22 protein-coding genes and 1 tRNA gene are annotated in these 15,690 nt (G+C 36.2%); 12 read left to right on the forward strand and 11 right to left on the reverse strand.

Going from position 1 to position 15,690, the window contains the following annotated elements; all coding sequences use genetic code 11:
- Position 1: 1 nt before the first annotated feature.
- Entirely contained in the window at positions 2-1,303 is a 1,302-nt protein-coding gene (gene aroA, locus CVFO_RS03010) for a 3-phosphoshikimate 1-carboxyvinyltransferase (RefSeq protein WP_201340126.1), read from the forward strand.
- A gap of 52 nt (positions 1,304-1,355) precedes the next feature.
- On the opposite strand, the gene CVFO_RS03015 is transcribed toward aroA, so the two are convergent.
- On the reverse strand, positions 1,356-1,682 hold the full coding sequence (locus CVFO_RS03015) for a TusE/DsrC/DsvC family sulfur relay protein (protein ID WP_201340127.1): 327 nt from the start codon (positions 1,680-1,682) through the stop codon (positions 1,356-1,358).
- A 68-nt stretch (positions 1,683-1,750) separates the two neighbouring features.
- Between CVFO_RS03015 and lepB the strand changes: the two genes are divergently transcribed.
- On the forward strand, positions 1,751-2,635 hold the full coding sequence (gene lepB / locus CVFO_RS03020; protein ID WP_201340128.1) for a signal peptidase I: 885 nt from the start codon (positions 1,751-1,753) through the stop codon (positions 2,633-2,635).
- On the opposite strand, the gene CVFO_RS03025 is transcribed toward lepB, so the two are convergent.
- Genes CVFO_RS03025 through CVFO_RS03035 form a run of 3 tightly spaced genes read right to left on the reverse strand, consistent with a single transcriptional unit; the run spans position 2,632 to position 5,571 of the window.
- A complete protein-coding gene (locus CVFO_RS03025) occupies positions 2,632-3,480 on the reverse strand; it encodes a ParB/RepB/Spo0J family partition protein (RefSeq protein WP_201340129.1) in 849 nt (282 codons plus the stop codon). The two genes, lepB and CVFO_RS03025, sit on opposite strands and share 4 nt — an antisense overlap.
- A gap of 1 nt (position 3,481) precedes the next feature.
- Positions 3,482-4,252, reverse strand: a complete 771-nt coding sequence (locus CVFO_RS03030; RefSeq protein WP_201340130.1) for a ParA family protein — start codon at positions 4,250-4,252, stop codon at positions 3,482-3,484.
- Positions 4,252-5,571, reverse strand: a complete 1,320-nt coding sequence (locus tag CVFO_RS03035; protein ID WP_201340131.1) for a S41 family peptidase — start codon at positions 5,569-5,571, stop codon at positions 4,252-4,254. The genes CVFO_RS03030 and CVFO_RS03035 overlap by 1 nt, the downstream gene beginning before the upstream one ends.
- A gap of 102 nt (positions 5,572-5,673) precedes the next feature.
- Between CVFO_RS03035 and CVFO_RS03040 the strand changes: the two genes are divergently transcribed.
- The 5 genes from CVFO_RS03040 to CVFO_RS03060 all read left to right on the forward strand — a co-directional run bounded on the left by CVFO_RS03040 (position 5,674) and on the right by CVFO_RS03060 (position 8,278).
- The gene (locus CVFO_RS03040) at positions 5,674-6,255 is read left to right on the forward strand and encodes an ABC transporter substrate-binding protein (RefSeq protein WP_201340132.1); all 582 of its coding nucleotides are present in this window, start codon (positions 5,674-5,676) and stop codon (positions 6,253-6,255) included.
- A 28-nt stretch (positions 6,256-6,283) separates the two neighbouring features.
- Entirely contained in the window at positions 6,284-6,589 is a 306-nt protein-coding gene (locus tag CVFO_RS03045; protein WP_201340133.1) for an ArsR/SmtB family transcription factor, read from the forward strand.
- Positions 6,590-6,615: 26 nt separating this feature from the next.
- Positions 6,616-6,692: transfer RNA gene (locus CVFO_RS03050), tRNA-Arg, on the forward strand.
- Positions 6,693-6,707: 15 nt separating this feature from the next.
- On the forward strand, positions 6,708-7,487 hold the full coding sequence (gene lgt, locus CVFO_RS03055; protein WP_201340389.1) for a prolipoprotein diacylglyceryl transferase: 780 nt from the start codon (positions 6,708-6,710) through the stop codon (positions 7,485-7,487).
- On the forward strand, positions 7,484-8,278 hold the full coding sequence (locus CVFO_RS03060; protein WP_201340134.1) for a thymidylate synthase: 795 nt from the start codon (positions 7,484-7,486) through the stop codon (positions 8,276-8,278). Before lgt ends, CVFO_RS03060 begins: the two co-directional genes overlap by 4 nt.
- 1 nt (position 8,279) lies before the next feature.
- On the opposite strand, the gene CVFO_RS03065 is transcribed toward CVFO_RS03060, so the two are convergent.
- Together CVFO_RS03065 and cas6 are read right to left on the reverse strand one after the other, a co-directional pair.
- On the reverse strand, positions 8,280-9,317 hold the full coding sequence (locus CVFO_RS03065) for a thioredoxin fold domain-containing protein (RefSeq protein ID WP_201340135.1): 1,038 nt from the start codon (positions 9,315-9,317) through the stop codon (positions 8,280-8,282).
- Positions 9,318-9,378: 61 nt separating this feature from the next.
- Positions 9,379-10,041: a type I-MYXAN CRISPR-associated protein Cas6/Cmx6 gene (gene cas6 / locus CVFO_RS03070; protein ID WP_201340136.1), complete on the reverse strand. Its 663-nt coding sequence runs from the start codon at positions 10,039-10,041 to the stop codon at positions 9,379-9,381.
- Between the two features lie 70 nt (positions 10,042-10,111).
- Here cas6 and rnc point away from each other — a divergent pair, with 70 nt between their 5' ends.
- From rnc to acpS, 5 genes are read left to right on the forward strand one after another with little or no spacing between them, the layout of a single operon-like run.
- Positions 10,112-10,774, forward strand: a complete 663-nt coding sequence (gene rnc / locus CVFO_RS03075; protein WP_201340137.1) for a ribonuclease III — start codon at positions 10,112-10,114, stop codon at positions 10,772-10,774.
- 2 nt (positions 10,775-10,776) lie between these two features.
- Positions 10,777-11,703, forward strand: a complete 927-nt coding sequence (gene era / locus CVFO_RS03080; RefSeq protein ID WP_201340138.1) for a GTPase Era — start codon at positions 10,777-10,779, stop codon at positions 11,701-11,703.
- A complete protein-coding gene (gene recO, locus CVFO_RS03085) occupies positions 11,696-12,388 on the forward strand; it encodes a DNA repair protein RecO (RefSeq protein WP_201340139.1) in 693 nt (230 codons plus the stop codon). Before era ends, recO begins: the two co-directional genes overlap by 8 nt.
- Before the next feature lie 6 nt (positions 12,389-12,394).
- The gene (pdxJ, locus tag CVFO_RS03090) at positions 12,395-13,120 is read left to right on the forward strand and encodes a pyridoxine 5'-phosphate synthase (RefSeq protein WP_201340140.1); all 726 of its coding nucleotides are present in this window, start codon (positions 12,395-12,397) and stop codon (positions 13,118-13,120) included.
- Positions 13,117-13,500 carry a holo-ACP synthase gene (acpS, locus tag CVFO_RS03095; protein ID WP_201340141.1) on the forward strand — a complete coding sequence of 128 codons (384 nt, stop codon included), beginning with the start codon at positions 13,117-13,119 and terminating at the stop codon, positions 13,498-13,500. The genes pdxJ and acpS overlap by 4 nt, the downstream gene beginning before the upstream one ends.
- Here the strand turns inward: acpS and CVFO_RS03100 are convergent.
- The 5 genes from CVFO_RS03100 to CVFO_RS03120 form a co-directional block, all read right to left on the reverse strand.
- Complete coding sequence (locus CVFO_RS03100) at positions 13,497-13,802, reverse strand: hypothetical protein (RefSeq protein ID WP_201340142.1); 306 nt, start codon at positions 13,800-13,802, stop codon at positions 13,497-13,499. The genes acpS and CVFO_RS03100 overlap by 4 nt on opposite strands.
- A gap of 28 nt (positions 13,803-13,830) precedes the next feature.
- A complete protein-coding gene (relB, locus tag CVFO_RS03105; RefSeq protein ID WP_201340143.1) occupies positions 13,831-14,001 on the reverse strand; it encodes a type II toxin-antitoxin system RelB family anti-toxin in 171 nt (56 codons plus the stop codon).
- A gap of 123 nt (positions 14,002-14,124) precedes the next feature.
- Positions 14,125-14,334, reverse strand: a complete 210-nt coding sequence (locus tag CVFO_RS03110; RefSeq protein ID WP_201340144.1) for an SEL1-like repeat protein — start codon at positions 14,332-14,334, stop codon at positions 14,125-14,127.
- A gap of 96 nt (positions 14,335-14,430) precedes the next feature.
- Complete coding sequence (gene ubiG / locus CVFO_RS03115; RefSeq protein WP_201340145.1) at positions 14,431-15,129, reverse strand: bifunctional 2-polyprenyl-6-hydroxyphenol methylase/3-demethylubiquinol 3-O-methyltransferase UbiG; 699 nt, start codon at positions 15,127-15,129, stop codon at positions 14,431-14,433.
- Positions 15,126-15,575: a peroxiredoxin gene (locus CVFO_RS03120; RefSeq protein ID WP_201340146.1), complete on the reverse strand. Its 450-nt coding sequence runs from the start codon at positions 15,573-15,575 to the stop codon at positions 15,126-15,128. The genes ubiG and CVFO_RS03120 overlap by 4 nt, the downstream gene beginning before the upstream one ends.
- Positions 15,576-15,690: the final 115 nt, after the last annotated feature.

The following is a 15,690-nucleotide window of genomic DNA, read 5'->3' on the forward strand; positions in this document are numbered from 1 at the left end:
TATGAGTAAATTTATTGCAAAGCCAGTCAACTCATTGTCTGGTTGTTTAAAAGTTCCTGGCGATAAATCAATTTCCCATCGAAGCATTATGCTAGGCGCCTTGGCTAATGGCATTACTAAAATCAGTGGTTTTTTAGAAGGGGAAGATGCGTTATCAACGTTAAAAGCCTTTCAAGCCATGGGGGTTAAAATTGAGCGTAATGGTGATAAGGTTACTATTTATGGTGTGGGGCTTAATGGGTTAAAAAAACCTTTAACACCACTTGATTTAGGTAATTCTGGCACTTCCATTCGTTTAATATCTGGCATATTGGCAGCGCAAGCATTTGATAGTGAATTGTGTGGCGATGAGTCACTATCAAAACGTCCGATGGGTAGGGTTATTAATCCTTTAACCAAAATGGGTGCGGTGATTGAAAGTAATGATGGCAAATTACCACTTAAAATTAAAGGCGGACAGGCACTAAAAGGCATTCATTATGATTTGCCAGTAGCTTCAGCGCAAGTGAAATCTTGTGTGCTTTTAGCGGGTTTATATGCACAAGGTGAAACCTGCATTAAAGAGCCAGCACCCACACGAGACCACACTGAACGCATGTTAAAAGGCTTGGGTTACAAGGTAGATGTTAATAAAAACAAAATATGTTTAACAGGCGGTGCCCAGCTAAACGCTTTTGCAATACAAGTGCCAAGCGATATATCTTCAGCTGCATTTTTTATGGTAGCAGCATCAATTGCACCAAAAGCAGACATAATCCTTACTGGTGTTAATATCAACCCAACACGAACAGGTGTTATTGATATTTTGAAGTTGATGGGCGCTAATTTAAGCTTATCAAATGAGCGTAAGATCGGCGGAGAACTGTTAGCCGATATCCGTATTCAATCAGCGCAACTAAAAGGTATTTGCATTCCTGAGGAGTTAGTGCCATTAGCCATTGATGAACTCCCTGTTATTTTTATTGCAGCGAGCTGTGCTAAGGGTGAAACCATATTGACTGGTGCTAAAGAACTAAGGGTTAAGGAGTCTGACCGTATTCAAGTGATGGCAGATGGTTTAAGCATTCTTGGTATTGAAAACGAAGTGCTTGAAGATGGCATTAAGATTCAAGGCGGTGTTTTTTCAAAACCCAGCATTGCGATTAAATCTTACCATGACCACCGCATTTCTATGTCATTTGCCGTTGCCTCTCTAAGATGTCAGTACACTATTGAAATTGAAGGTGTGGATAATGTTAAAACTTCATTCCCCAATTTTGTTGAATTGGCTAATTTTTCGGGCATGAATATTGTAGAAATTTAGTTATAAAAAAAGACGCTTGTTTAAGCGTTTTTTAACAAAGAAAGGTTAAAGTTTAGTAACCACCTTTGCGTTTCGTTTCAGGCAATCCAGCAATTTTACCCGCCTGCTTGGCAGGGCCTTTTGGAAATAATGCATATAACTCTTTGGTGCTTAACTTACCTTCCCAATCATCTTTTAAGCCTTTAACCATGTTGCGTTCGTTAGGTTGGTTGGCGTTGTTATTGATGTATTCACCACGTAAAAAATTAATTAATTTGAAGCTGTCATCTGTTAAGTTAACACCTTCTTCTTCTGCTAACTCACGAGCAACGTCTTCATTCCACTCATTAAGATCTTTTAGATAACCATGATCATCTCTTTCTAAATCAGCTAATACCATTTCTTTCTCCATCAATTAAAAAGTAATTATTATATAATAATTACTTTTTGAATTCGCTTATTTTTATTATGACAATTGAAAACGCTTCACCTTTTTTTGCATGGGATGTTTCTTCATTCTTGGCTTTATTTCTAGTATTGGCTTTTGTTATTGTGACTATTGATCAATTATTTTTTAATCACACGCAAATGCCAGTTACAGATAAAGCGCAAAAACCAATCTTAGGGAGGTTTATTTATTTTGCTTTATTTTTACGTTTTAATAAATCTGAAAAATATTTAAATCGTCCTAAAATAGTACAGTGGTCAGCTGAATTTTTCCCAGTATTGTTATTGGTATTTGCACTTCGAGGTTTTGTTATTGAGCCTTTTAGAATTCCTTCAAATTCAATGATGCCAACTTTATTAACAGGCGATTTTATTTTGGTATCAAAGTTTGATTATGGCGTTAGTATCCCAATTTTAAATAAAAAAATAATCGAGTTTTCAAAGCCTGAAAGAGGTGATGTTGTTGTATTTAGGTATCCTAATTATGAAAAAAAATCAAAATATCAGGGCGCTGATTTTATTAAGCGAGTCATTGGCATTCCGGGTGATAAGATAATTTACCGTGCAGATAGCTTATATGTGAATGGTGTAAAAATTGACAATAAAAATATTGGTACATACCAAGGTGTTGAGTCGGGTTCAGCCATGACGGGCTTTAAGCATAAGCGTGAATTATTAGACAACAATCCGCATAATATTTTGCTAGACCCAAATCACCCCTCTAAAGGGGTTAAACTGACTGTGCCAGAAGGACATTACTTTGTTATGGGTGATAATCGTGCTCGTAGTAGTGATTCTCGTTTTTGGGGTTTTGTACCAGAATCATACATTATTGGCAAAGCGTTTGGTATTTGGATGCACTGGGATGAATCTTTAAAGCTTGATAGAATCGGTGGTTTTGATTAGTTAATGTGATTTAGAATATTATCCAATTCATCTATTGATTGATAGTGAATAATAATTTTTCCTTGATTGCCATTTGATTTAATTTCAGTTTTTGAAGCCAGCTTTTTACTTAAAGTTTGCATTAGTTCTAAAATACGCGGATCAATTGAGGTTGATTTTTTAGGTGTTGGATTTAGCACTTTTTTGACCAATTCTTCAGTTTGACGAACAGATAAAGATTTTTTAATAACCTGATTGGCCACATCAAGTTGCTGCTCTTCTGTCAGTGATAAAAGCGCTCGTGCATGGCCCATTTCTATATCACCACTGCTAAGCAGTTGTTTAACAGCATTGTTAAGCTGTAATAGGCGAATTAAATTACTTACTGTAGAGCGGGAACGACCAACGACATTGGAAATTTCTTCATGGGTCATTTTGAAATCTTCAATGAGTTGTTGTAGTGCTTTCGCTTCTTCAAGTGGCGTTAAGGATTCGCGTTGAATATTTTCAATCAGACCAATAGCAAGTGCCACTTGATCATCAATTTTACGGATGATAACGGGCACTTCATTTAAACCAGCAATTTTTGCCGCTCGCCAACGCCGCTCGCCAGCAATGATTTCATATTTATCATAGCTTACTTTGCGTACAACCAATGGCTGAATGACGCCTTGTGAAGTAATAGAACTGACCAATTCATTTAGCGTGTTGGGATCAATGTCGTCTCTAGGCTGGAACTTTCCTCGTTGCAACCAACCAACACTTAACATTGTTAAGTTGTTTTCGGAATCAGCTTGTTCGCTTGTAGAAGGCACTTGTCCTAATAATATATCCAATCCACGTCCTAGTTTTGAAATTTTTGCCATATTAATTAATTAACGTTTTCCTCAGCACTTCACTGGCTAAGGAGATATAAGAAATTGCCCCTTTGGATAATCTTGCATAGCTAATCACATCCTGTCCAAAACTCGGCGCTTCTGCTAATTTTACATTTCTAGGGATGATTGTTTTAAAGACTTTGTGTGAAAAATACTGAAGTAGCTGAATAGACACTTCATTAGATAAGTTATTCCTTGTGTCAAACATTGTGCGTATTAAACCTGTAATCTCTAAGTTAGGATTGGTGGTTGATTTAATTTTATCAATCGTTTGTATCAATGCACTCAGGCCTTCTAACGCGTAGTATTCACACTGCATTGGGATAATAATACCATCTGATGCGGTAAAAGCATTAATGGTTAGCATGTTAAGCGAGGGTGGGCAGTCAATAATGATATAGTCGTACTTAGCACTAATTTTAGCAATTGCTTTTTTGAGTTTATATTCAGAATTATCCTCACGCAATAAGACAATTTCAGCGGCAACAAGGTTAGTATTAGAGCCCAGTACGTCTATACCAGATTCATCAACATGGGTAATGGCCTTGTCGACACTGCACTCGTCTAATAGCAACTCGCAAATAGAATAATTAAGGTTGTATTTATCAACACCACAGCCCATCGTTGCATTGCCTTGGGGGTCAATATCAATAAGTAATACACGCTTTTTAATGGCTTTTAATGCTGCACTTAAATTAACAGCTGTTGTTGTCTTGCCAACACCGCCTTTTTGGTTTGCAATAGAAAGTGTAATTGCCATTATTGATTGCTTAAAACTGTTAAAGCTTTTAATAAATTCGTAGCTTCGTGCACAAAATAATCTTTTTTCAATTTTTCAATGGTTGTTTTGTTTTGTTTCTTTTTGTTCTTTTCTTGGGTGCTTAATATTTCTTCAGAAGGGTCTTCCACCTCTAAGTGGCCATCAAGGTCTTTTTCCTTGGTCTCAATCACTGATTTTTCTGCTTCATTTTCTAGGCTAATGTTTTTTAGTTCAATGTCAGGCACAATACCTTTGGCTTGAATAGAGCGCCCATTTGGTGTGTAATATCTGGCAGTTGTCAGTTTAAGTCCATAGCCTTTTTGAAGCTCAAGAATGGTTTGTACCGAGCCTTTTCCAAACGAAGTACTGCCCATAATAATGGCGCGTTTATGGTCTTGCAATGCACCTGCAACAATTTCTGATGCAGAAGCTGAGCCTTCATTGATTAGCACAACAATAGGCAATCCTTGCATGATGTCACCTGATTTTATTTTGAATTTAAGGTTTGAGCTTGGAATTCTGCCCTTGGTGTAAACCACCAGTCCTTTCTTATCAAGAAATAAATTTGATACATCAACTGCACCATTCAAAACACCGCCTGGATTGTTTCTTAAGTCAAGAATTAATGAGTTAAGTTGGACATTGTTTTCTTCAACCAAGTCATTAAAAGTCTGTTTGAGTAGTTTCGCTGTTGGATTTTGAAAACTAGAGATGCGTATATAGCCAATATTTTTTTCCAATAAATAGCCTTTAACCGAGATAATGGTAATAATTTCTCTAGTAATGTTAACAATAAATGGTTTCTTATTTTTGCGAACAATGGTAATTCGAATGTCAGTACCCGCTTTGCCACGCATTAACTCAACACCATCCTCCAAAGTCATGCCACGTACTGGCTTATCACCAATTTTCACAATTAAATCGCCCGCTTGGATGCCGGCTCTATAAGCAGGTGTATCGTCAATAGGAGAAATTACTTGAATGGCTTCGTCTTTCATGCCAATAACAATACCAAGACCGCCAAATTTTCCCGAGGCACTTTCGAGTAGGTTTTTTTGCTCTTTAGGTTCAAGATAGCCTGAATGCGGGTCTAACCCACTAACCATACCTTTTATAGCATGGTTAAATAGTTTTTTATTATCAACATCATCAACGTACAGCTGTTTAATATTGTTAAAAACAGCTGTAAACGTTTCAAGGTCTTTGAAAAAGGCTTCTATTTTTTGTTTTTCAGCATCGCTTTTAGCTAATACGGGTGTATAAATGCCAAAAAGTGTATAAAAAAGCGTTAAAAATAGTGAATATTTAAAAAAGTTCATAATATAATCATTTGCTTATAGAAAGTTTAAATATAATAACTGTGAAACCAATATTATTATTTTTAATTTTACTTGGTTTTGTTTTTTAAAAATGGAGAAAAAATGAGAAGATTAAATGTAATTTTGTTGGCTTTAATGATGTTTGCCTCATTAGGTACTTTTGCGGAGAAGGTAGCACAAGACAATGGCCCAGTTCAGGCAATACAAACAGCAATTGTAAAGCTTAATCAGTTAACAACCATGGCATATTCGCCAAAAATGCTTAATTTTTTCGTCGAAAAAGAAATTGCACCACTGTTTGACTTTAACCACATTGCCAGTGAAGTTTTACTGGTGATCAATAATCGCTTGGGCGAAGAAGAGACCAGGTTTTTTGTCAATAGGCTGAAAAACAATATGATGACAACCTTATTGGCAAGATTATCCCAAGTAAATTCTACCTCGTTTCAATTTATATCTGCTAGACCAATGATGGATGGTTCAATTGCAGTACAACTTAAGGTTAATAGATATACTTCATTTGGTGGTATTTATCTTGATTTGTTATTCCATCAAAACGAGAATAAACAGTGGCAGGTTTTTGATATTGTGCTTAATAATGACAGTCTGATTAACTATTACCAAAAGATGGTATTAATCAAAGTTAGGCGATATGGCATTTATGGCATGTTGGGCAGACTTTAATTAATTTTAAAGAAATAGAGGATTCATTATGAGCGAAATAACATTATTAGAAAAAGAAGAAGACATTGAAAAAGCAACAAGAGCTTTAAAAGCAATGGCACATCCACTGCGTTTAAAGATTTTATGCGCACTAAAAAATGACGAATTACCTGTATTAGAAATTGTAAAAAAAGTGGGCTCTTCACAATCTAATATTTCACAACATATTGACATTCTTAGAACTAAAAATATTGTCGAATCTCGGCGTGATGGCAATAAAGTACTCTGTAAGGTTAAAGATGCCAAGGTTTTAAAATTAGTATCTAATATACAGGCAGTGTTCTGCTCTGAATAAGATTAATTTTAACAATTTTTGTCTATGCGCTCGTAGCTCAGTTGGATAGAGTGTTAGCCTCCGAAGCTAAATGTCGGGTGTTCGAGTCACCTCGAGCGCACCATTAGGAATACTAAGCATGACTTACCCAACCATTAATCCAATTGCAATAGATTTAGGCTTTGTACAAATCTATTGGTATGGGTTGATGTATTTGATGGCTTTCTTAGCGGCTTATTTGTTGGCAAATTATCGTGCTAAGCAACTTAACAGCTGGAATGCACAACAAATTGAAGATTTAATTTTTTATGGTGCAATTGGTGTGGTTGCTGGTGGTCGTTTGGGCTACATGTTGTTTTACAATTTGCCAAATTTTTTATCCGATCCTTTGTTAATTTTCGCTATTCAAGATGGCGGTATGTCATTTCACGGTGGTTTTTTAGGCGTATTGTTGGCAATGGTTTTATTTAATCGAAAATATAACAAAACTTTTTTTACCACAATGGATTTTGTTGCACCACTTGTGCCATTAGGATTGGGTTTTGGCAGAATGGGTAATTTTATTAACATTGAACTTTGGGGCAAAATAACCACCAGTCCATTTGGCATGTACATTGAACAACAAGGTGTGAGCCGATATCCATCACAATTATTTGAAGCATTTTTAGAAGGTTTAATTTTATTTATTATTCTTTGGGTGTTTAGTAACAAATTGCGCCCATCCATGTCAATTTCAGCATTATTTTTGATTTTCTATGGTTTGTTTAGATTTATAATTGAGTTTGTTCGAGTGCCAGATGTGCAATTGGGTTATTTGGCTTTTGGTTGGCTTACCATGGGGCAATTATTAAGCCTACCAATGGTAGTACTTGGTATTGTGCTATTGCGAAAAGCATATCTTAACAAGGAAACAATGTGAAGCAATACTTAGATTTTTTAAGGCTGGTTAAAAATACTGGCACCAACAAAACTGACAGAACAGGTACAGGAACAACCAGTTTGTTTGGACACCAAATGCGTTTTGATTTATCCAAAGGTTTTCCACTTGTAACCACCAAGCGCGTACATTTGCCTTCGGTTGTACACGAATTGTTGTGGTTTCTTAGTGGTGATACTAACATTAAATATTTACAAGAAAATGGCGTGCGAATTTGGAATGAATGGGCGGATAAGAATGGGGATTTGGGTCCAGTTTACGGTGCGCAGTGGCGTCATTGGCAAAATGCTAGAGGCGACAGTATTGACCAAATTACGCAAGTGGTAGCGCAAATCAAAAGCACGCCAGATTCTCGTAGAATTATTGTTTCAGCTTGGAATGTTGGTGAGTTGGAAAATATGGCATTACCACCTTGCCATGCATTTTTCCAGTTTTACGTGGCTGATGGAAAGCTATCTTGCCAGTTGTACCAAAGAAGTGCAGATATTTTTCTTGGTGTGCCATTTAACATTGCTTCATATGCATTACTAACCCACATGATGGCGCAACAGTGTGATTTGGAAGTGGGTGATTTTATTTGGAGTGGCGGTGATTGCCATATTTATTCCAATCATACTAAACAAGTAGAAACACAATTGGCTCGCACCCCAAAAGCACTAGCAACACTTAAAATTAAGCGCAGGCCTAAGAGTATTTTTAATTACAGTTATGAAGATTTTGAATTTATAAATTATGTATTTGATGCGCCGATTAAGGCACCAGTTGCAATCTAAATCATTTCCAAATATCTACTGTAACACTAACACCTTGAGCGCGAAGCTTATCTGACTTATCTTCTAAATAACGCTGAAAGTTTGGCTGGTGTTTGTATTCTCCTGAAGTGACGTAAGTCATTATGCCGTGAAAGTGATAGGCTTTAAAAAAAGCATCTTTTCTGATAATTTCTTTGCCTTGTTTGTCAAAAAACACAATGGCTGGCTTGTAAGTAAGTTTTAAATCCTCATACCATTTCTTGGCAGTGGTTCGCTTGCCTGATGGGGTGATAATTTTAGTCTCTGATAGAACATTAAGCTGTACCACTTGCATGGTTTTTAGTAAGGCTTTGGTTTGTTTTAGCTGCATGAGCGTTTTATGAAAGGTGTTACATTCTTGACAATTAGGTTCTTCAAAAAAAACGGCCAAATAATTTTGCGCTGGCAAGGTTTTATTGCGAGATAGCATGTGTGGTGGTGTTCCGAATAATGAATTTTTATTAAGGCTACCTGTTTTATCTTTTTTAAGATTGTTGGTATAACTAGAAAAACTTTGATTTAAATATTTTTTGGTAGCAACATAGTCAAGTACTTTGTGCATTTTTTCAACCGATTGATAGCCATTAAGCCTAAGCACGCTATCACCTTTTGAGTTTAAAAAGACAAGGGTAGGAGTGAATTGTACTTTCATCAAAGCTGAAAATTCTTTTTCTGTCAATTCTCTGCCCTGCCAGTCAGTCAAATCTCTATCGCCCCACATATTTGTTTCAATAACGTCAAAATCTTTTTGTAGTTTGGCGACTAAAGAAGCATTGTGAAAATTATCTTCAACCAATTTGGCGCAATAAGGGCAGCTATTTTGATGAAAGTAAATCATCACATGTTTGTTATTGTCTGTTGCCTCTTCTAAGTCTTCAGAAAAATCCATAAAAGAAGCTTTAAACCAATTAGGCACCTCGTCAACGACTTTAGCACCTAAAAATTCACCTTCTTTCAAAGGTTCAATTGCAATAGATGAACATGAGACAAATAAAGAAAACAATAGTATTAAAGCACGCACAATTTATCCCTAGAAGTTGTTTAATGGTTTAATTGTAGTACCAAAATGTTTTTAGTGCAAGTTAGATGCTTGTGATGTCTTTGTGTGGAATAAACAATCCACAGCCTAGTAAGCGATAATTACCAAGACCTTTTTCTTGTAATAATACTGATTCATCTTTTTTTAAATCAGCTACCATTAGCGAGCGAGTATGGATAATACGAGTGTCGGTTTTAATGTTATTTTCAAGACCAGCCATCATTTTTTTAACAGAAATGCCAAGTGTTTTTAATTGTTCAAAAGTTACTTGTAAGAAATTCTCCTCACTCATTGCCACATTACAGGCAACATTTTTTGCAAATAGTACAGGCATATCACTGAGTAATTTTGGTTTTAAAGATTTGATAATCTTTATTTGATATTTGCCTAAATCTAGTGTTTTATCAAGTAATTGATGAGTTTCATCAAGCCTATCTTTTGGTACTCTAATGATTAGTTTTGAGCGTTTGGAAGGGTAATAAAATCCATTTTCATGGTTTTGTGCCCAGCCGTTACCATCTGCCACGCTAATATTAAAGATACCAGCACTCGCCTTGTCAAGCCATGGCAAGTGTTTAAGTAGTGCCTGTGCTAGTAAAAAGCTATGATCAATAGGTAGGATCTTAACAAAGATATTAAACACGGCATCTTGTGTGGTTTCAGGCAGCGTAAAATATTCTTTTTTAGCGTCTTCTTGCCAAAACATAAAAAGGCTTAAGTTATAATAACAACGTATTATAAACAGATTACTTGTTTATAAAACCTGATACAAAGTAATGGAAAGATTACAAAAGAAAATTAATTACCAATTTAAAGATTTGTCTTTGTTAAAACTTGCCTTAACACATCGTTCCATGGGTAAAAACAATAATGAACGTTTAGAATTTTTAGGTGATAGTATTTTGGGTGTGGTAATCTCAAAAGAGCTTTATCAGCGTTTTTCTCATATTGACGAAGGCAAATTGTCCCGATTAAGGTCATACTTAGTTAGGGGACAAACCTTGGCGCAGTTGGGCGCTGCATTAGAACTATCAAACAGTTTGATTCTAGGCTCTGGCGAGTTGAAAAGTGGTGGTTACAGGCGAGAATCTATCCAGGCAGATGCTGTTGAGGCAATATTTGGTGCAGTGTTATTGGATTCTAATTTTGAAACCACAAGTACGGTTATTTTGGGTCTTTTTGAGATGTTATTAAACAATATCAGCCCAGACGATGATTCACTAAAAGACCCAAAGACACAATTACAAGAATACTTACAAAAGCGTGGTAACGTTTTACCAAAATATGAACTCATTGATACAACAGGCAAGGATCATAATGCAATATTTACAATAAATTGTCTTTTAAAAGACCAAAGCTTGCAAGTTAGCCAATCTGCCAAAAGCATTAAAAAAGCAGAACAATCTTGTGCACAAGCCTTATTAAAAAAACTAAAATAATCATGAATCTCAAACAACTTAAAACGAGCAATAAAACCACCAAGCCAAATTTTAAGTCAGGCTTTATTGCAGTTGTTGGGCGACCTAATGTTGGTAAATCTACGCTTGTTAATGAATTAATTGGGCAGAAATTATCCATCACTTCGCATCGTCCACAAACCACGCGTCACCGTATTCATGCGATTGACACAACTGATGATTATCAAATGGTGTTTGTAGATACGCCAGGCATTCATATGGGCAACGCCAAAGCCATTAATTCTTATATGAACAGAGCGGCTAGTTCAACCATAGCAGATGTGGATGTTATTTTATGGCTAACAGAAGTGGGTAAATGGACCAAAGAGGATTCAAGGGTTTTGGAGCATATTACTCGAGTAGAGGTGCCTGTTATTTTATGTATTAACAAAATTGATAAACTAAAATCTGCGCAAGAGGTGTTGCCATTTTTAGACAAAGTTTCTCAAAAATATCAGCCAACAGATTTGTTTCCCTTGTCGGCATTTAAAAAGAATGATATCCGTACATTGCGTAAATTAGTTTTGCAATATTTACCAGAGCAGGGGCTTATTTTTGATGCTGATTATATAACGGATAGAAGTGAAAAATTTATTGTTGCTGAATTTATTCGAGAAAAACTTATGCGTCATTTAGAAGATGAGTTGCCTTATGATTTAACCGTTGAAATTGAACAATTTGAACAAGATGGCAACCTAAAGCGAATTTCTGCCCGTATTTTTGTTGACAAAGCCTCACAAAAAAATATCGTGATTGGTAACAAGGGAGCAATGCTCAAACTGATTGGCACTGAAGCGCGAAAAAGTATCGAAGGCTTTTTAGATAGAAAAGTATTCTTAAAGCTTTGGGTCAAAGTCAAACAAGGCTGGTCTGATGATAAACGCGCACTGGCCTCATTAGGATATGACTAAAGTTGAACTAACCCCTGCTTTTTTAATTCATCGTCGGGCTTTTAAAGATTCGTCACTACTACTTGATTTTTTTACTCGTGATTTTGGCAAAATTCGCTTGGTGGGTAGGGGTCTTAGAAGCTCAAAAACCCATATTCAGATGTTTCAACATTTAAGTATTTCATTTTCAGGCAGAGGCGAGTTAAAAGCACTAAGCCATTGGGAGATTGATGATGTACCTAGAAATTTTAAGGGTGAAGAATTGATATTGGGCATGTATGTGAACGAGTTAATATCAAGATTATTACAAGAGCAAGATCCGTATTCTGGGTTATTTGAACGCTACCAACAATTTGTGAGTCAGGTGGGGCATTTAAAGCAAAGTGCTAGGCATTGGCATTTGAGGATATTTGAAAATAATCTATTGACTGAGTTGGGTTACGGTATCGATTTTGAAACTGATATTAATGGCAATGAAATTAACCTAAATAGTTATTATGAATATCAACCCCAAGCAGGATTCATACCCAATTCTTTGGGTAAAATATCGGGAAAATCAATCAATCAATTATTATTAGAAGTAATTGAAAATAGTCCAAACTCACAACAATTAAAAGTTTGCCGTGATTTGAACAGACAGCGCTTACGCTCGCTTTTGGGTGATAAGCCCTTAAAAAGCCGGTCTTTATTTTTTACTAAACCATAACAAACAATGAGTATTTATTTAGGCATTAACATTGATCATATCGCCACCATTAGACAGGCCAGAGGTACAAACTACCCCTCGCCGATAGAGGCAGCTTTATTGTGTGAAAAATCAGGTGCAGACAGTATTACGCTACATTTACGTGAAGACAGACGCCACATTCAAGATGCTGATGTAGAAATTTTACGTAATCAACTCACTACAAAAATGAACTTAGAAATGGTAGCAACAGATGAAATGATTGCCATTGCTGATAAAATAAAACCTCAGGATTGTTGCCTAGTGCCTGAAAAGCGTGAGGAGTTAACCACCGAAGGTGGGCTTGATGTAGCATCGCAAATACCTAGAATGAAAGACGTTTGCCTGCGCTTGAGCGAATCACATATTATTGTTTCTTTATTTGTTGATGCACAAAAGAATCAAATTGATGCGGTACGTGAGTGCGGCACACCTGTGATTGAGCTACATACTGGGCACTATGCCAATGCAACTGATGAGGCGCAATTAGTAGAACTTGAAAAAATTAAAACCATGGCCACTTATGCACACTCAATTGGTTTGCAAGTCAATGCAGGTCATGGGTTGACCTTGGAAAATACAACTGCTATTGCTAAATTACCTGAAATTGTTGAGCTTAATATCGGGCATTCAATTATTGCTAGAGCCATGTTTGTTGGGCTTGAAACTGCCACTCGCGAGATGAAAACATTAATGTTAGAGGCAAGATTATGATTTATGGCGTAGGCACTGATATTATCAACATCAAACGTGTTGAGCACATATTAAGCAAAAACAAACAAGGCTTTGTAAAACGCGTATTATCCGAACATGAACAAGCCTTATTTGCCAATAAAGGCGACAGTGCCTCTTATTGCGCCAAGCGTTTTGCCGCCAAAGAAGCTTTTGCAAAGGCTTTGGGTACAGGTATTGGTAAAATTGTTAGTTTTCAAGATTTAACCGTGCGTAATAATGAAAATGGCAAGCCGTATTTTATTCCTAGCGAAAAATTACGTTTATACCTTGTGAATAAAAACATCAAACAGGCGCATTTAAGCCTATCAGATGAAAAATTTAACGCCGTGGCGTTTGTCGTTTTAGAAACAGAAAACTAATTGATATATTGCCCAAACCCTGCTTTATAGGCTTCATTTTTGGTGCCAGCACAGCCAAATTTTTTTGCGGTTTGATAACTAGATATAGCTAAAGGATGTTGTTCTAATACAGGTATAGGTGTTTTGTGCATTTTAAAGCGTTTAATGCCTTTATTCATTCGTTGAAAGCCTGCTGGATTTAACCCGCCACAGTTTTCATTGTAATATTTCACCGCACCAACAATTGCCAGCATTTCATTGGGTGAGAGGGCTAATGTACTAAAATTAGCAATAAGTAATAGAAAAGTGAGTATTTTTTTCATTTTTTGGAATTGCTACAATCACTTATTATTAAAATTCTAACTGCTCTAAACCCTGAGCTATTTTTTCCAATGTTGAGGCTCTAGGAGGTTTAGCATTATTCTCAATTCTAGCATAAGCACTTTGCTGCATGCCTGCTTTAAGCGCTACTTGTTTTTGTGTCAATTTTAAAAAAAATCGCCAAGCCTTAATCGGCGACACTTAAGGTCTTTTTTCGTCTTGTTCATAACATTATTATAACATAACATTATTTTATGTTATAATAATGTTATGAAAGATAACCTTGGTATTAGTATATTTAAAAGATAGAATGGTTTAAATTTGTCAAAATGTTTCTTTTTTTAGTTTGGCATAAAAGTCACAATCTGCTTGAGACTTAAAATCGTAAGCTTTTCCATAATGTTCCAAGGCTTTAATGTTACTTTGCCTAACACCTTCGCCACGTTTATACATAAACCCAAGACCAAAACAACTATTAGCATTATTAAAATCATCACAAGCCTTTTTGTATGTATCAATTGCATCAAGCGACATTAGCAAGCATGCCAATATTTAATCCAAAACTTAGAATTGCTAATAATAGTATTTTTTTCATTTGTTTATTCCTTTATTATTTGTGATTTTATGGGGTTATTTTTGGTAAAAACATAGGTAATTTACACTTACATCATTCTCAAATTTATAGGTTTTTGTAAAGGGGTTATAGGTCATACCAATCATGCCTTTTAGGGTTAAACCTGAGTGCCTTGCCCATTCATCCATTTCACTAGGTTGAATGAACCTGCCCCAATCGTGCGTGCCTTGGGGTAGGAGTTTGAGGATGTATTCTGCACCGATGATGGTGAATAAATAGGATTTAGTATTGCGGTTGATGGTTGAAAAGAAGGCTTGTCCACTAGGTTTGACTAATTTGCTACAAGCTTTGATAATTGAGCTAGGGTCGGGCACGTGTTCTAACATTTCTAAACAGGTTACAATGTCAAACTTTTCGGGGTGTTGCTCGGCAAATTCTTCCACAGGGATTTTTTGATAGTTCACTTCCAAGCCTGACTCAAGCAAGTGCAATTTGGCAACTTCTAAGCCCGCTTCTGCCATGTCAATGCCTGTCACAATCGCGCCTTCTAAAGCAAGGGATTCTGCTAAGATGCCACCACCACAGCCAACATCAAGGATTTTTTTATCCTTGAGTGAGCCACTACATTTCTCTTTGATATAATTTAGCCTGAGTGGGTTAATATCATGCAAGGGTTTAAATTCAGAATTTTTATCCCACCAACGCGATGCTAGGGCAGCGAATTTATCAACCTCGTTAAAATCTACGTTGCTCATAGTGCTTGGACAGTTGTTAAAACTTCTTTAGCATGACCTTTGACTTTAACCTTATCCCAATGTTTAAGGATATTGCCATCAGCATCAATTAAGAAAGTAGAACGGACGATACCCATATATTCACGCCCCATAAATTTTTTCAACTGCCAAACGTTAAACAATTCGCACAATTTGCCATCAACATCAGCAATCAGTTCAAAAGGGAAATTTTGCTTGGCTTTAAATTTCTCATGCTTGGTTAAATCATCTTTTGAAACACCATAAATCACTGTATTGGCATCTGTAAAGGCTTGATGTTTATCTTTAAAATCTTGCCCTTCGGTGGTACACCCTGGAGTGGCGTCTTTGGGGTAAAAATACAACACGATGTTACGTCCTTGAGTATCGGGAATGCTTATTTCTAAATCGCTTGTAGCGGTGCAGGTAATTGGTTGAACTTTATTCATGACTGTATAATAATATGCTTAAAAAAATCTATTTTATCATATGAGAGACCTTTGCATAAATATGAACAATCATCAAAACACCATCTTTCATCAACTTGGGAATTTTTTAAAAATA

Source organism: Isorropodon fossajaponicum endosymbiont JTNG4 (assembly GCF_016592615.1).
In the GTDB taxonomy this organism is placed as follows: domain Bacteria; phylum Pseudomonadota; class Gammaproteobacteria; order PS1; family Pseudothioglobaceae; genus Ruthia.

Bases quoted from the DNA above. Each gene is read 5' to 3' on its own strand.
- recO (WP_201340139.1), top strand. From the start codon at position 11,696: ATGACTAAAGTTGAACTAACCCCTGCTTTTTTAATTCATCGTCGGGCT.
- aroA (WP_201340126.1), top strand. From the start codon at position 2: ATGAGTAAATTTATTGCAAAGCCAGTCAACTCATTGTCTGGTTGTTTA.
- CVFO_RS03025 (WP_201340129.1), bottom strand. From the start codon at position 3,480: ATGGCAAAAATTTCAAAACTAGGACGTGGATTGGATATATTATTAGGA.
- lgt (WP_201340389.1), top strand. From the start codon at position 6,708: ATGACTTACCCAACCATTAATCCAATTGCAATAGATTTAGGCTTTGTA.
- CVFO_RS03030 (WP_201340130.1), bottom strand. From the start codon at position 4,252: ATGGCAATTACACTTTCTATTGCAAACCAAAAAGGCGGTGTTGGCAAG.
- CVFO_RS03035 (WP_201340131.1), bottom strand. From the start codon at position 5,571: ATGAACTTTTTTAAATATTCACTATTTTTAACGCTTTTTTATACACTT.
- CVFO_RS03100 (WP_201340142.1), bottom strand. From the start codon at position 13,802: ATGAAAAAAATACTCACTTTTCTATTACTTATTGCTAATTTTAGTACA.
- CVFO_RS03110 (WP_201340144.1), bottom strand. From the start codon at position 14,334: ATGTCGCTTGATGCAATTGATACATACAAAAAGGCTTGTGATGATTTT.
- CVFO_RS03040 (WP_201340132.1), top strand. From the start codon at position 5,674: ATGAGAAGATTAAATGTAATTTTGTTGGCTTTAATGATGTTTGCCTCA.
- CVFO_RS03015 (WP_201340127.1), bottom strand. From the start codon at position 1,682: ATGGTATTAGCTGATTTAGAAAGAGATGATCATGGTTATCTAAAAGAT.
- era (WP_201340138.1), top strand. From the start codon at position 10,777: ATGAATCTCAAACAACTTAAAACGAGCAATAAAACCACCAAGCCAAAT.
- CVFO_RS03045 (WP_201340133.1), top strand. From the start codon at position 6,284: ATGAGCGAAATAACATTATTAGAAAAAGAAGAAGACATTGAAAAAGCA.
- acpS (WP_201340141.1), top strand. From the start codon at position 13,117: ATGATTTATGGCGTAGGCACTGATATTATCAACATCAAACGTGTTGAG.
- ubiG (WP_201340145.1), bottom strand. From the start codon at position 15,129: ATGAGCAACGTAGATTTTAACGAGGTTGATAAATTCGCTGCCCTAGCA.
- lepB (WP_201340128.1), top strand. From the start codon at position 1,751: ATGACAATTGAAAACGCTTCACCTTTTTTTGCATGGGATGTTTCTTCA.
- rnc (WP_201340137.1), top strand. From the start codon at position 10,112: ATGGAAAGATTACAAAAGAAAATTAATTACCAATTTAAAGATTTGTCT.
- pdxJ (WP_201340140.1), top strand. From the start codon at position 12,395: ATGAGTATTTATTTAGGCATTAACATTGATCATATCGCCACCATTAGA.
- CVFO_RS03120 (WP_201340146.1), bottom strand. From the start codon at position 15,575: ATGAATAAAGTTCAACCAATTACCTGCACCGCTACAAGCGATTTAGAA.
- cas6 (WP_201340136.1), bottom strand. From the start codon at position 10,041: ATGTTTTGGCAAGAAGACGCTAAAAAAGAATATTTTACGCTGCCTGAA.